At 67.7% G+C, this 12,227-nt stretch carries 16 protein-coding genes; 5 read left to right on the top strand and 11 right to left on the bottom strand.

Features of this window, described 5'->3' with window-relative positions:
- Positions 1-109: 109 nt before the first annotated feature.
- A complete protein-coding gene (locus OM960_RS12410) occupies positions 110-760 on the top strand; it encodes an exopolysaccharide biosynthesis protein (RefSeq protein ID WP_264772153.1) in 651 nt (216 codons plus the stop codon).
- A 497-nt stretch (positions 761-1,257) separates the two neighbouring features.
- On the opposite strand, the gene rpsO is transcribed toward OM960_RS12410, so the two are convergent.
- The 6 genes from rpsO to OM960_RS12380 form a co-directional block, all read right to left on the bottom strand.
- Positions 1,258-1,527, bottom strand: a complete 270-nt coding sequence (gene rpsO / locus OM960_RS12405; RefSeq protein WP_263334811.1) for a 30S ribosomal protein S15 — start codon at positions 1,525-1,527, stop codon at positions 1,258-1,260.
- A gap of 144 nt (positions 1,528-1,671) precedes the next feature.
- Positions 1,672-2,772, bottom strand: a complete 1,101-nt coding sequence (locus tag OM960_RS12400) for a calcium-binding protein (protein ID WP_264772152.1) — start codon at positions 2,770-2,772, stop codon at positions 1,672-1,674.
- 104 nt (positions 2,773-2,876) lie between these two features.
- Positions 2,877-3,407 carry a DUF1643 domain-containing protein gene (locus tag OM960_RS12395; protein WP_264772151.1) on the bottom strand — a complete coding sequence of 177 codons (531 nt, stop codon included), beginning with the start codon at positions 3,405-3,407 and terminating at the stop codon, positions 2,877-2,879.
- The gene (locus OM960_RS12390; protein ID WP_264772150.1) at positions 3,404-4,060 is read right to left on the bottom strand and encodes an RluA family pseudouridine synthase; all 657 of its coding nucleotides are present in this window, start codon (positions 4,058-4,060) and stop codon (positions 3,404-3,406) included. The genes OM960_RS12395 and OM960_RS12390 overlap by 4 nt, the downstream gene beginning before the upstream one ends.
- 106 nt (positions 4,061-4,166) lie before the next feature.
- Positions 4,167-5,063, bottom strand: coding sequence for a homocysteine S-methyltransferase family protein (locus OM960_RS12385; RefSeq protein ID WP_264772149.1), 897 nt, complete (start codon positions 5,061-5,063; stop codon positions 4,167-4,169).
- 4 nt (positions 5,064-5,067) lie between these two features.
- Complete coding sequence (locus OM960_RS12380; protein ID WP_264772148.1) at positions 5,068-5,691, bottom strand: LysE family translocator; 624 nt, start codon at positions 5,689-5,691, stop codon at positions 5,068-5,070.
- 122 nt (positions 5,692-5,813) lie between these two features.
- On the opposite strand from OM960_RS12380, the gene OM960_RS12375 reads away from it, so the two are divergent.
- Entirely contained in the window at positions 5,814-6,236 is a 423-nt protein-coding gene (locus OM960_RS12375) for a VOC family protein (RefSeq protein ID WP_264772147.1), read from the top strand.
- Positions 6,237-6,245: 9 nt separating this feature from the next.
- Here OM960_RS12375 and OM960_RS12370 read toward each other — a convergent pair whose 3' ends face one another.
- The 3 genes from OM960_RS12370 to OM960_RS12360 all read right to left on the bottom strand — a co-directional run bounded on the left by OM960_RS12370 (position 6,246) and on the right by OM960_RS12360 (position 8,777).
- Complete coding sequence (locus OM960_RS12370; RefSeq protein WP_264772146.1) at positions 6,246-7,022, bottom strand: GFA family protein; 777 nt, start codon at positions 7,020-7,022, stop codon at positions 6,246-6,248.
- 46 nt (positions 7,023-7,068) lie between these two features.
- On the bottom strand, positions 7,069-7,524 hold the full coding sequence (locus tag OM960_RS12365) for a GAF domain-containing protein (protein ID WP_263334824.1): 456 nt from the start codon (positions 7,522-7,524) through the stop codon (positions 7,069-7,071).
- A gap of 74 nt (positions 7,525-7,598) precedes the next feature.
- Positions 7,599-8,777 carry a thiolase family protein gene (locus OM960_RS12360; RefSeq protein WP_264772203.1) on the bottom strand — a complete coding sequence of 393 codons (1,179 nt, stop codon included), beginning with the start codon at positions 8,775-8,777 and terminating at the stop codon, positions 7,599-7,601.
- 98 nt (positions 8,778-8,875) lie between these two features.
- Here OM960_RS12360 and OM960_RS12355 point away from each other — a divergent pair, with 98 nt between their 5' ends.
- Together OM960_RS12355 and OM960_RS12350 are read left to right on the top strand one after the other, a co-directional pair.
- Positions 8,876-9,220 carry an STAS domain-containing protein gene (locus tag OM960_RS12355; RefSeq protein WP_263334826.1) on the top strand — a complete coding sequence of 115 codons (345 nt, stop codon included), beginning with the start codon at positions 8,876-8,878 and terminating at the stop codon, positions 9,218-9,220.
- Positions 9,180-9,701 carry an ATP-binding protein gene (locus OM960_RS12350; protein ID WP_264772145.1) on the top strand — a complete coding sequence of 174 codons (522 nt, stop codon included), beginning with the start codon at positions 9,180-9,182 and terminating at the stop codon, positions 9,699-9,701. Before OM960_RS12355 ends, OM960_RS12350 begins: the two co-directional genes overlap by 41 nt.
- A 538-nt stretch (positions 9,702-10,239) precedes the next feature.
- Here the strand turns inward: OM960_RS12350 and hspQ are convergent.
- Positions 10,240-10,566, bottom strand: coding sequence for a heat shock protein HspQ (hspQ, locus tag OM960_RS12345; protein WP_263334829.1), 327 nt, complete (start codon positions 10,564-10,566; stop codon positions 10,240-10,242).
- A 277-nt stretch (positions 10,567-10,843) separates the two neighbouring features.
- Here hspQ and OM960_RS12340 point away from each other — a divergent pair, with 277 nt between their 5' ends.
- Positions 10,844-11,425: a transglycosylase SLT domain-containing protein gene (locus OM960_RS12340; RefSeq protein WP_263334832.1), complete on the top strand. Its 582-nt coding sequence runs from the start codon at positions 10,844-10,846 to the stop codon at positions 11,423-11,425.
- Positions 11,426-11,429: 4 nt separating this feature from the next.
- Here OM960_RS12340 and OM960_RS12335 read toward each other — a convergent pair whose 3' ends face one another.
- On the bottom strand, positions 11,430-12,038 hold the full coding sequence (locus tag OM960_RS12335; protein WP_263334834.1) for a LolA family protein: 609 nt from the start codon (positions 12,036-12,038) through the stop codon (positions 11,430-11,432).
- Positions 12,039-12,227: the final 189 nt, after the last annotated feature.

Genomic DNA, 12,227 nt, shown 5'->3' with positions numbered 1-12,227 from the left:
CCCATCTAGATCGCTAGCCCCACCCGCCCCGATCACCGGCGGCGGCATTCCGGCGTCCACGAGGTAGTGAAATGCGCCGCCCCTCCGCCCAGCGCGGACCCGCCCCCCGATGAACGCGCCCGTTCATTTTCCGGACATGGGCGAAGAACCCCACGGCCCGTTCCGCGAGCCGAAGCCCCTGTCGCAGGTCCTCGTCGAAGCGGTGTCCGGCCCCACCCCGCGGCTCACGCTAGGCGAGCTGGTCGGTCATCTCTCCTCGCGCGGGCTCGCGCCGCTGATCCTGCTCATGGGGATGATCAACGTCGTCACCATCATCCCCGGCTCCTCGACCGTGCTCGGCCTGCCGCTGGTCTTCCTCGGTCTTGCCCTTCTCGTCGGAGCCCGCACGCTCTGGCTGCCGGCGAGCCTCCGCGACCGCAGCTTCGACCGCGCCGCGCTCCAACGGGGAGTTGAGCGCGCCCTGCCCTACCTGCAGCGGATCGAGCGCCTCGCCCATCCGCGTCTCTGGCCCTGGGGCCAGGTGCTTCTCGACAGGATCTACGGCGCGATCGTGCTTTTCCTCGGCCTGATGGTGACGCTGCCAGTGCCGTTCGGCAACACGATGCCGGCGATCTCGATCATCCTGCTGTCGCTCGGCTTCACCGCCCGCGATGGGCTCTGGGTCGTGGCCGGCCTCTTCACGACCGTGCTCGCGCTCGGTATCGTCCTTGGCTTTGCCGGCGCGGCCACGGTGGTCGGCGCGAGCCTTCTGGGATACTGATGTCCGGCCGGCACGGGTGCTGCCGGTGCCGCCCTTCGACAACGAGACTGATAGACAAACCGTCGTGCCGGCTAAAGGACGAGCAGATGGCGTGTCCTCGGCCGATCGCCGGTCAATCGACCCTCTGGATCTATTGCCGACCCGACCCGCGCCCGGAGAGCCATGACAGGCCGCGCGTCGATGATCGGCCTGTCCCAGGTGGACCAACCTTCATTAATCACAATGGTTTGCGCTGGGACATGCGCCAAGGGAGCATGGGCCGCCGACGCCTCATTTTAACCACTGGAAATGATGGGCCGACCGCCGCGCAGGAAGCTCGGGCCTCATGGTTGCGCGCGAGCTCAAGTCCCGCGCCGGCTTCACCTGCCGCGAATGCATCCGCCGGAGGCCGGGACATACCACCGGACGACACGAGGTCAATGCGGTTTCCCGCTCGCCCGAAATGAAACGCCCGCGCCTTTCGGCACGGGCGGTCGATTCCGTCGGTCGATCCGCGATCAGCGGCGCAGGCCGAGGCGCTCGATGAGCTTGGCGTAGCGCGCTTCGTCGTTCTTCTTGAGGTAGTCGAGAAGCTTGCGGCGCTGGGCGACGAGCTTCAGCAGGCCGCGACGCGAATGGTTGTCCTTCGCGTGGGTCTTGAAGTGCTCGGTCAGCGTGGCAATCCGCGAGGAGAGGATTGCAACCTGGACTTCCGGTGAACCGGTGTCGTCCTTGGCGGTCGCGAATTCCTTGATGACGCGGGCTTTTTCTTCGGCAGTGATCGACATCGGGGTCTCCTTTCGGTGTCAAAGGGTCATGGCGCAAGCCGGGATGTCGTCCAGCAAGGCCCGTGGAGTGCACCCGCCGTTTCCAGCGGATGCGCGCGTATAGGGGAAAACACCCGAAAAGAAAAGCGGGAAATACCCCCGCTGTCAGGCGGCGCCCTTCGCATCCTCCGGCATCAGCGCGATATCGGTGGGCGTCAGCGCGGGATAGCCTAGAACATGGGCGATGACCAATCCATCGATCCGTATCTCCATCGCCCCCGCCACCTCCTGCGACGACCCGACCGCAACCTCCGGATCGGGATGCCGCGCCGGGTCGTAGATCAGGACCAGCCGATCCTGTTCCGGATCGTAGTCGCCGATCGTCGTGACGCCCTCCTTGTCACCCAGCCAGTCGGCGAGTCCGAACGTATCCGCCCCGGCGCCGCCCTCGGCCCAGTCGCCCGCTCCGACGCGGATCGTGTCGTCACCCGCGCCGCCGTTGAGAAAGTCGCGCCCGTCGGTGTCCGGATCACACCCATTGGGCACGCGGCCGTCGAGGATGTCGCGACCATCGCCGCCCATGAGCGTGTCCTGCCCGGCCCCGCCGACGAGCGTGTCGTCGCCCAGCGTGCCTTGCAACGCATCGTCGCCATCGCCACCGTGAAGCAGGTCGGCGCCGCCGCCGCCGATCAGCGTGTCGTCGCCCGCGCCGCCGTCGAGCGTGTCGTCGCCTTCGTGGCCCGCAAGCAGATCATCGCCGTTCTCGCCATGCAGGTCGTCGTTGCCGTACCCGCCGTGCAGGGCATCGCCACCGCCGCCGCCAAGAAGCGTGTCATCGCCGTCCTGCCCGTGAAGGTCGTCGCGCCCCTCTCCGCCCGCGATGAGATCGTCGCCGCCATAGCCGCCGATCTGGTCCTCTCCGTCGCCTCCCGACAGGGTCTCAGCCTCGTCAGTGCCCGACACGATCAGGTCCAGCGGTGCTCCCCCGATCCCGTGTTCCCGCGAGGCGTCGTCGTCCTCGGACGGCGGATAGCCATGGCCGCCGATCCGGTCCTCCCCTTCGCCCCCCGACATGGTCTCGGTCTCGTCCGTGCCCGACACGATCAGGTCCAGCGGCGTTCCCTCGATCCCGTGCTCCTGCGAGGCGTCGTCGTCCTCGGGCGGCGGATCGCCTGCACCGGGATCCTCGCCCGCCCTCAATATGCCGCTGAAATCAACCGCGGCCCCCACCATCATCAGCCCAACGAGGCTGGCCAAAATGAACATGCCATCCACCCGATCTTCGCGGCCGGCAATCCCCGTGGCCGGCACACCCCGCTGCCAGTGAAGCGCCGAAACCTTAAGCCGGGGCCAAGAAACCTGCAGCCGATTCAATTCTCCGCATTTTCCGCCGGAGCCTCGCGCCAGGGTTCAGGGTGGCGCGCATAGCCGACGTAGAGCGGATGGCGTGGATGGCCACCGCGGGTCAGCCCGAGATGCCAGAGCGGAACGTCCGCCGCTCGCAGCGCCGCCGCGACCTCCAAACCGCGGCCGAGATGGGTGCCGTGCACGCCCCAGCCGCAGAGGACCAGCGCCGCCTCCGCCGCGGCCGCGAGTAGCGCCGCGTCGTTATGCGGCCCGACCGGCGCGGCCGCCCGCTTCAGCTCGCGCGGATCTGTGGCGCGGTAGCCGAAGATGTTGGCGACGGCAAAGCCGCCGAACCCCATCGCCCGTGCCCGCCGCTCGCAGCGTTCGACCGTCGGATCGTTCCGCTCCTCGGTCGCCGTCGAGGGGTTGAGAAGGACGAAGAGCAGCCGCCCGCCCCGCCCCCAGTCGCGGCGCAGCAAGTAGCGATACGCGCCGCAGTCGGAATAGATCGCCGCGGACCGGGTTTCGCCGTCCTCGTGCCGATGGTTGATCACCGGAACGGGCAGGGTGCGGAGAAGGTCATGCCGCGCCCGGTCTCGGGATGGTTGCAGCGCAGGCTCTCGGCATGGAGCATAAGCCGCGGGAAGTCGCGCGCATCCCCCTCCGCATAAAGCGCGTCGCCGAGGATCGGGTGACCGAGTTCTCTCATGTGGACGCGCAGTTGATGGCTGCGCCCGGTGATCGGCATGAGCCGCACCCGCGTCGTGCCATCCGGATCGTGGCCGAGCACCTTCCAGTCGGTCTGGGCTGGCTTGCCGGTCTCGTGGTTGACGTGCTGGCGCGGCCGGTTCGGCCAGTCGACGATCAGCGGCAGGTCGACCCTGCCCTCCTTCGGCTCGAGATGGCCCCAGAGCCTTGCGCGGTAGGTCTTCTTCGTCTTGCGCCCCTCGAACTGGGCCGAAAGCTCGCGCTGCGCATGGCGGGTCAGCGCGAAGACGATCACGCCTGACGTGTCGCGGTCGAGCCGGTGCACCAGCAAAGCCTCGGGATAGACCATCTGCACTCGCGCGATCAGGCAGTCGGCCAGATCCTCGCCCTTGCCGGGCACCGAGAGGAGCCCAGCGGGCTTGTCGATGACGAGAATCGCGTGATCGGCATGGATCACGTTCAGCGGATCGGCGGGCGGATTGTAGGCGGCATCAGTCATGGGGCGCACCGGTAGCACGGCCACGGGCGCCGCGCAGCCCCCTTTATCCTGCCCCAATATCCCCGCCGGAGGCTTCCGCCGCCGCCGTCCGCGCCCACCTGCGGGATCAGACGAGGCGGTGCCCCGCCGCCTTCAGCCGGCGCGCGATCTCGGCGATATGCGCCGGGCCGGTCTCGCAACAGCCGCCGACGATCGTCGCGCCCATCCCGACCCATGTGATCGCGAACTCGGCATAGCGGGCCGGTGTCATCTCCGGCCGCCCCGCGAGCGCGTCGACCGTCGGGCTGTCCTTGAGAAACGCCTTGGTGATCTGCTGGAATCCGTTGGCGTAGGCGCCGAAGGGCAGACCGAAGCGGGCGAGTTCCTCCAGCGCGGCCGCCATCGCCTCGGGCGCGGAGCAATTGGCGAGGACCGCCGCAGCCCCGCCGCGCTCGACGATCGGGCCGAGCGCGGCGACCGGCTCGCCCGAGCGCAGCCGCGCTCCGTCCTCGTCGTCGACCGTGACAGAGATCCAGACGGGCCGACCGCCGACCCTCGCGCCTTCGAGCACCGCGCGCGCGTGGGCAAGCGAGGCGACGGTCTCGGCGAGGAACACGTCGACGACCGGGGCGAGGAGTCCGGCGATCTCGGCGTATTTCGCGACCGCCTCGTCATGCGGCGGATGGGTCTCCGGCCGGTAGGAGGCGACAAGCGGACCGAGCGAGCCCGCGATCCGGCCGGATCCGTGTTCGGCCCGTGCTGCCGCGGCCTCGGCCAGCGCCTGCATGTGCAGGCTGGCAAAGCGGTCGTCGAGCCCGGCCTTCACCAGCCGGTCGTGATGGATCGCATAGGTATTGGTGGTCGCGACCGTGGCGCCGACGGCGAAGTAATCGGCGTGGACCTGGCGCACTAGGCCGGGATGGTCGAGCATCACCTGGGTCGCCCAGAGCGGCGTCGGCTTGTCGCCCGACCGCGCGAGCAGTTCCTGGCCCATGCCGCCATCGAGAAGGGTTACCTCGGCCATCGTCTCACTCCGTTACCAGTTTCGCCGCAAGTCCCGCGAACATCACCGCCGCGATCCGGTTGAGCGCGTTGAGCCTCGCCCCGATGCGCGCGCCAAGCACGCCCGCGACGATACCATAACCGACGGTGACCAGGGTCGCGGTGAAGGTGAAGATCCCGCCGAGAAGCAGGACCTGCTGCCAGATCGGCCCGTAGGCCGGGTCGGTGAACTGCGGCAGGAAGGCGAGGATGAAGAGCACCGGCTTGGGATTGAGCGCGTTCGACAGGAAGCCGCGCGCCACCGCGCGCCAGGGCGACATCACGCCGCGCACCCGCCCCTCCGGCCCCGCTGCCCGCCAGCTCTTCCACGCCAGCCAGAGGAGATAGGCCGCCCCGGCCCAGCGGATCGCCCCGAGCGCGCCGGGATGGGCCGCGATCAGCGCCGAGAGGCCGAGGACCGCGAGCGTCACATGCCAGACCACGCCGAGCCCGACCCCGAGCCCCGCCATCGCGCCGGCCCGCGGCCCGCCCTGCAGCCCGCAGGCGGTGGTGAAGAACACGTCCGCCCCCGGCGCGAGGTTGAGGATCAGCCCGCCCATCGTGAAGGCGATCAGGCTCTGGGTCGGAAAGATCTGGATCAGATCCCACATCGCTTGCGCTCCGCTGCGGCTCGCCCAAAGCCCTGACCGAAAGCTCGGGTCCGGTCAATCCCGCGCGGGATTGACCTCGCCCTCGGATGTTGCGAGCGTCGGTCCGGCAGAGGAAGGTTCCGATGGATTACGAGACGGTCAAGGCCGAGGATTTCGGGCGTTCGCTTTCCGGCATCGGGCTCAATCTCCTCGTCCGCGATGTCGAGCGTCTGGCGGCTTTCCTCGGCGCGGTGTTCGGGATGACCGCGCACCGGCTCAGCCGGGATTTCGCCATCATGTCATATCACGGCGAGGTGTTTCAGCTTCACGCCGATCCGACCTACCACGCGCACCCCTTACCGGCACTTCTGCCCGAGGCCGGTCCGCGCGGCGCCGGGGTCGAGATCCGGCTCTACGAGACCGATCCCGACGCCGCCGCCGAACGGGCCTCGGCCTTCCCGGAGGCGACGATCCTGCAGCCGCCGACGGACAAGCCGCACGGGCTCAGGGAATGCTACATCCTGTGCGAGAACGGCTACGCCTGGGTACCGAGCCGGAGGCTCTGACCGCAGGCGTCACGAACCCGGGGTCCGGTCGTCGATCTCGTAGTAATCGCCCTTGTCGGCAACGAAGATATGCTCGGCAAGCCAACCGCCGGTCGGTCCGACCACCGACCCGGCCTCCACCGAGAACTCGCCTTTGGCCGATCGGAACCAGAGGCTCGCGCCGCAGCGGGCGCAGAAACCGCGCCGCCCGTCACCCGGGGTCCGGTACTCGGCAAGGGTTTCGCGGCTCCGCCAGGTGGCGGCGCTCTCGTCGGCGTCGAACGATGCCGCGTAGTGGCCCGAGAGCTTGCGGCACTGCGTGCAGTGACAGGCCGTGATCGGGCCCGCCGCCCCGGGCACCGTGAAGGCCACGCCGCCGCAGAGACAGGCGCAGTCGAGATGGTCGGGCCGCGCCGCCGGCGCGTCCGGGCGCGGGCCCTCGCAGGAGTAATAGTCCGCCGCATCCTCGGTGTGGATGTGGCGGGTGAGCCTCAGCCCGGTCGGCCCGTCGAGCGCGCCCGGCGCGATCGCCATGCGGTCCTGTCCGGCCGGTTTCCAGAAGAGGCTCGCCCCGCAGCGCCGGCAGAAGCCGCGCCGCGCGGCGGCAGAGCTGTCGTACCAGGCAAGCGTCTCGTCCGAGGTGATGCGGAGCCGGTCGAGCGGCGCCGAGGTCGCCGCCCAGAAATGCCCGCTGGTGCGCCGGCACTGGCCGCAATGGCAGGCCCAGACGTCGCGCAAGGGGCCGTCGGTCTCGAAAGTCACGCCGCCGCAGAGGCAGCTGCCATGGTGATGTTGGGTGTCGCTCATGCGGCGACGTTCTCACGCCGGCCGGTGCGCCGCCCGGCGATCCGCGTCACAGATGGCCGAAAACCGACTTCAGGATGGCGGCAAGCCCGCGCCCGTCTTCCTCGGTGAAGGCGCCGGGCTGGTCGCTGTCGATGTCGAAGACGCCGATCAGCCGCCCGTCCTTCGCGAAGACCGGCAGGACGATCTCCGACCGGGTCGACGAGGAGCAGGCGATGTGATCCGCGAAGGCCTCCACGTCGTCGACGATCTGGATCTCGCCCGAGCGCGCCGCTGCACCGCAGACGCCGCGTTCGAACGGGATCGCGAGGCAGCCATGACCGCCCTGATAGGGGCCGATCTTCAGCATCCCCGGCGCCGTGACCCGGTAAAACCCGGTCCAGTCGAAGCGGTCGTCGGAATGGTGCACCTCGCAGGCCACCGTGGCCATCAGCGCGACCGCGTCCGTCTCGCCTTCGGCAAGGCTCGCGATCACGGCGGCGAGCGTGGGATAATCGACGTTCATCTGTGCTCCTCTTGGCGGCCGGCCGAGGGCTGCCGCGCCCCGGTCCACCGGCAGTATCTCCGGCAATGTGAAGATCATGGGCGTTCGATGGCGATGGCAGTGCCCTCGCCGCCACCGATGCAAATCGCGGCGACGCCCCGCTTCAGCCCGCGCTTTTCCAGCGCGTTCAGGAGCGTCACGATGATCCGTGCGCCCGAGGCGCCGATCGGATGGCCGAGCGCGCAGGCGCCGCCGTTGACATTGACGATGTCATGCGAGAGGCCGAACTCGCGCATGAAGGCCATCGGCACGACGGCGAATGCCTCGTTCACCTCCCAAAGATCGACATCGGCGACCGGCCAGCCGAGCCGGTCGAGAAGCTTCCGCGCCGCCGGAACCGGGGCGGTCGGGAACTCGGACGGGGCATGGGCATGCGACGCGTGGCCGAGGATCCGGGCGCGGATCTTCAGCCCGGCCGCCTCGGCGGCGCGGCGCGAGGCGAGGACGAGCGCCGCCGCGCCGTCGGAGATGGACGAGGAGTTGGCCGCCGTCACGGTGCCGTCCTTGCGGAAGGCGGGTTTCAGCTGCGGGATCTTCTCGGGCCGCGCGGTGGCGGGCTGTTCGTCGGACGCGACGGTCGTCTCGCCCTTGCGGGTCGCGACCGTCACGGGCGTGATCTCGCCATCGAACGCGCCGGACTTCTGCGCCTGAAGCGCTCGCGACAGCGAGGCAAGCGCGTAGTCGTCCTGCTCGGCCCTGGTAAACTGGAAGGCCGAGGCGCAATCCTCGGCGAAGGTGCCCATGAGGCGCCCTTTGTCATAGGCGTCCTCGAGCCCGTCGAGGAACATGTGGTCGATGACCTGGGCATGGCCGAGCCGCGCGCCGGAGCGCATCTTCGGCAGGAGATAGGGCGCGTTGGTCATGCTCTCCATCCCGCCCGCGACCATGATGCCGGTGGTGCCGAGCGCGATCTGGTCATGCGCCATCATCGCCGCCTTCATGCCCGACCCGCACATCTTGTTGAGCGTCGTCGCCGGCACGGCGTCCGAGAGGCCGGCCTTGAACCCCGCCTGCCGCGCCGGGGCCTGACCCTGACCGGCTGGCAGAACGCAGCCCATCAGCACTTCCTCGACGAGGTCGGGGGCCGCGCCGGCATCCGCCAGGGCCGCGGCGATCGCGGCACCGCCCAGCGTTGCCGCATCGGAGTCCGAGAAAGCTCCCTGGAAACCGCCCATCGCGGTCCGCGCCGCGCCGGCGATCACTACATCTTCCATCATCGGTCCTTCCGTATCCGGTTCCGCTTCCGGTCCAAGGCATACCGAATAGTAAGGATTGGCGTCTAGCCTCCAGAGACCTGTTGGAGGTCTGCACCATGAACCTGACTGCCGAATCCGTTGCGGAGGCGCTCGTCGTCAACGTCGACGAGGAGCGAATAGATGCCGCCGTCGCGATCCAGTTCAAGGACCGGATGCGCGACCTGACAGCGGGGGCCGGCGGCCGGATCATTCTCGACCTCGGTCGCGTCATATTCGTCGACAGTTCCGGCCTCGGCGCGATCGTTTCGGTGATGAAGTTCCTCGCGCCGGCGCATCGGCTGGAACTGGCCGGACTTACGCCCAATGTCGGTCGGGTCTTCCATCTGACCCGCATGGACAGCGTGTTCCCGATCCACGCCGATGTCGCGGCGGCTCTTCACGGCGCCGGGCATGATCTCTGACGGCGAAACCGGATCACCCCGTCGCGAACCGGCCGGAAGGGTTTCCGCCCCGTCCACCGGGGAGGGGTTTCACCTTTGCTTCGAGGCCGACCCCTGCACCGTTCGCCGCGTACTTGGACAGGCGGTCGCCGAGCTTGCCCGCGGCCTCAGCCGGGACGATGCGGGCACGTTGGAACTGGCTCTTGCCGAGGTGCTCAACAACATCGTCGAGCACGCCTATGACGGACGGACGTCCGGACAGGTGGAAGTGTGCCTGCACCGGGAAGCGGGATGGATCTGCTGCCGAATCGTCGATTCCGGGCACGCGATGCCTGCGCTCACGCTTCCCGAGGGCCGCATGCGGCCCCTTCCGCCTCGACTTGACGACCTCCCCGAGGGCGGTTGGGGGTGGTCGCTCATTCGCACGCTGGCGACCGACCTCGCCTATCGCCGCGAAGATGGCAGCAATTACCTGACGTTCCGGCTTCCGCTGTCGAGATGACGCGCAATCGTCGCCGCAATTATGCCGCAAATCCACCCAATCCCGGCCCGATTGAAGAGCAAGGATTAACTCGTAGCTGCTAAAAGCTTCCCTCGGCGCCGCGTTCAACAGCCCCCACCCATTGCGCGGCGTCGAGGACTTTAATTTCCTTGATCAAAGCGCGCGCCCAATTATTTGCCCCGGCCTTCGCGCATCATAGGAAATACTCCCTTCGGGCAATCGAACGATCCTGCGATCTGCCCCGATCGGACGCTCGCCAATTGCGCCCGCCCTGTCGATTGATCGCGCTTGCGGTCGAAACCAGAGCGCCACGTCCCGGAAAGCGCTCCAAACGCGGCCACAGCGGGTCGACTGTTCACGCGTAGCGCAATAAGCGTATGGCTCCGCGATTCTCCTCGCAATCACGACAAGTTCGAAACGAAATTCCAGCCACCGTGCCGTCGGATACAGCTGCGTGGACGGCGGCCGGATGATCTCGGAAATCGCCCGTCTCGGCACGCAAGCCGCATGCGTGATCTCACGGCTGGACTTGCCGATTTCAGTTCAATTGGAAATGCAGGGGATAGCGGCCGTTCTCGAAGTCGCCGAAAAGATCGTGGACATCCGGATGATCCACCGGCTCGCCAGACTGGTCGGCCACGAGATTCTGCTCCGACACATAGGCGACGTAGTAATTCTCCTCGTTCTCGGCCAGGAGATGGTAGAAGGGCTGGTCCTTCACCGGGCGACTATCCTCGGGTATCGCCGCGTACCATTCCTCCGTATTGGAGAACATCGCGTCCACATCGAACACGACACCGCGGAAGGGGTGCTTGCGGTGCCGCACCACCTGCCCGAGGTTATATTTCGCGTTCGTCTTCAACATCACGCCGTTCCCCTCCTTTTAAGGTACCCTTTGGCGAGTTGCCTGTCTATCGTCGAGGCCGAATGGAGCGGAAACAGTCTGTGAACCGCATTCCTACAGTTTTTCGGAACGTTGCCTGACGGACACGGATCTGCACCTCCTCCGGCTTGCCGCACCGCTACCGGATCGCCGGCGGTCGACGGCGCCCCGAGACTGGCCAGGGGAGCAACGCGTGGGGGATTTCCTCGCAGGTGGATATGCCGTAGACTCGATAAAAAAAGAGATCGAGCGAGGCAGTATGAGCAGAATTCTCCGCTTGGGCGTTCTATTGCTGTTGGTGTCCTGCGGCGGCGGCAACAATTCCGCGCCGCGCGATCTCGACAACGCCTGTTCGATCCTCGACCAGCGGCCGAAATACCACGGCGCGATGAAGCGCGCCGAGGAGCGCTGGGGCGTTCCGGTCCATGTGCAGATGGCGACGATCTACCAGGAGTCGAAGTTCATCGGCAATGCCCGTACCAAGCGGCGCTACGCGCTCGGCTTCATTCCGGCCGGCCGGCAGAGTTCGGCCTATGGCTATTCGCAGGCGCTTGACGGCACCTGGGACGACTATCGCCGCGACACCGGCCGGCGCGGGGCGAAGCGCAACAGGATCGACGACGCGGCGGATTTCATGGGCTGGTACATGAGCCGCTCCGAGAGGAAGCTCGGCCTGTCGAAGTGGGACGCGCAGAGCCAGTACCTCGCCTATCACGAGGGTCAGGCGGGCTATGCACGGGGCAGCCACCTGCAGAAGGCCTGGCTGATACGGGTCGCGGCGGATGTCGGCCGCCGGGCCGACATGTACCAGCGCCAGCTCATCACCTGCGACCGGCTGTGAGGGATCACTTCCGGCGCTTCTGCCGCTCCGCTTCTGCGTGGATCGAGAAGATCGACGGGCGGTAGCTGTTGCCGGCCTCGAGCGGGCCGAGGATCACGGTCGTCTGGCCGCCGGCCTCGTCGGTCACGAGCCACTGTTTCAGCGCGACGGGATTGGCCGAGAAGGCGAGCTGCAGCGTGCCGTACTCGGGGTGTTCCGGATCCTGGGCGGTGACGATGGTGAGGGAGCCGGATTCGGTGTGGCCGACGACCATCTTCTCGCGGGAGAGGTCGACATTGGCGGCGAGGATCAGGTTGAGAGGGGTCTTCTTGAGCGGGTACTGTTCCGGGGGCTGGTTGGATTTTCCATCAAAAATAGCCACTTGGCCGCCACTTGCCAGCACCAGCGTGCGGTCGGGGGGACCGTATTCGAAGCGCATGCGGCCGGGGCGGCGGATGATGACCTTGCCGGAGGAGGTGGAGCCGTCGGCATTGATCTGCTGGAACGGCGCCTCGGCGGTCTTCAGGCTGTTGAGGTAGCCGGAGATCTGCGCGAGCGGGATCTTCTCGGCAAGGGCCGGGGAGACCGTCAGGGCGAGGGCGAGCGGGGCGAGGAGGAGACGCAGGTGTTTCATCATGCGCCTTATCTAGGTCAGGCCGCGCAGTTATGCCATAACGTCGGATTGTTGTCGGCAAACCGTATGGCAGACGCGGCGCCGTGGTCGTGGCGCCGCCGCAACGCCCCTGTCCACCAGTGCGTCCGTCCATCCCGGCAAACGGATCCCGCCGTCGCGACATGGAATCGAACGCCCGCCCCGGAGAGG

Source organism: Defluviimonas salinarum (assembly GCF_026013545.1).
Taxonomy (GTDB): domain Bacteria; phylum Pseudomonadota; class Alphaproteobacteria; order Rhodobacterales; family Rhodobacteraceae; genus Albidovulum; species Albidovulum salinarum.
Note: the sequence above shows the minus strand (reverse complement) of the source record. Positions and strands in the feature narration are given on the sequence as shown.

Bases quoted from the DNA above. Each gene is read 5' to 3' on its own strand.
- OM960_RS12350 (WP_264772145.1), top strand. From the start codon at position 9,180: ATGTCGCGGCGGCTCTTCACGGCGCCGGGCATGATCTCTGACGGCGAA.
- OM960_RS12385 (WP_264772149.1), bottom strand. From the start codon at position 5,063: ATGGCCGAGGTAACCCTTCTCGATGGCGGCATGGGCCAGGAACTGCTC.
- hspQ (WP_263334829.1), bottom strand. From the start codon at position 10,566: ATGTTGAAGACGAACGCGAAATATAACCTCGGGCAGGTGGTGCGGCAC.
- OM960_RS12400 (WP_264772152.1), bottom strand. From the start codon at position 2,772: ATGTTCATTTTGGCCAGCCTCGTTGGGCTGATGATGGTGGGGGCCGCG.
- OM960_RS12355 (WP_263334826.1), top strand. From the start codon at position 8,876: ATGAACCTGACTGCCGAATCCGTTGCGGAGGCGCTCGTCGTCAACGTC.
- OM960_RS12360 (WP_264772203.1), bottom strand. From the start codon at position 8,777: ATGGAAGATGTAGTGATCGCCGGCGCGGCGCGGACCGCGATGGGCGGT.
- rpsO (WP_263334811.1), bottom strand. From the start codon at position 1,527: ATGTCGATCACTGCCGAAGAAAAAGCCCGCGTCATCAAGGAATTCGCG.
- OM960_RS12380 (WP_264772148.1), bottom strand. From the start codon at position 5,691: ATGTGGGATCTGATCCAGATCTTTCCGACCCAGAGCCTGATCGCCTTC.
- OM960_RS12335 (WP_263334834.1), bottom strand. From the start codon at position 12,038: ATGAAACACCTGCGTCTCCTCCTCGCCCCGCTCGCCCTCGCCCTGACG.
- OM960_RS12365 (WP_263334824.1), bottom strand. From the start codon at position 7,524: ATGAACGTCGATTATCCCACGCTCGCCGCCGTGATCGCGAGCCTTGCC.
- OM960_RS12375 (WP_264772147.1), top strand. From the start codon at position 5,814: ATGGATTACGAGACGGTCAAGGCCGAGGATTTCGGGCGTTCGCTTTCC.
- OM960_RS12370 (WP_264772146.1), bottom strand. From the start codon at position 7,022: ATGAGCGACACCCAACATCACCATGGCAGCTGCCTCTGCGGCGGCGTG.
- OM960_RS12410 (WP_264772153.1), top strand. From the start codon at position 110: ATGAACGCGCCCGTTCATTTTCCGGACATGGGCGAAGAACCCCACGGC.
- OM960_RS12390 (WP_264772150.1), bottom strand. From the start codon at position 4,060: ATGACTGATGCCGCCTACAATCCGCCCGCCGATCCGCTGAACGTGATC.
- OM960_RS12340 (WP_263334832.1), top strand. From the start codon at position 10,844: ATGAGCAGAATTCTCCGCTTGGGCGTTCTATTGCTGTTGGTGTCCTGC.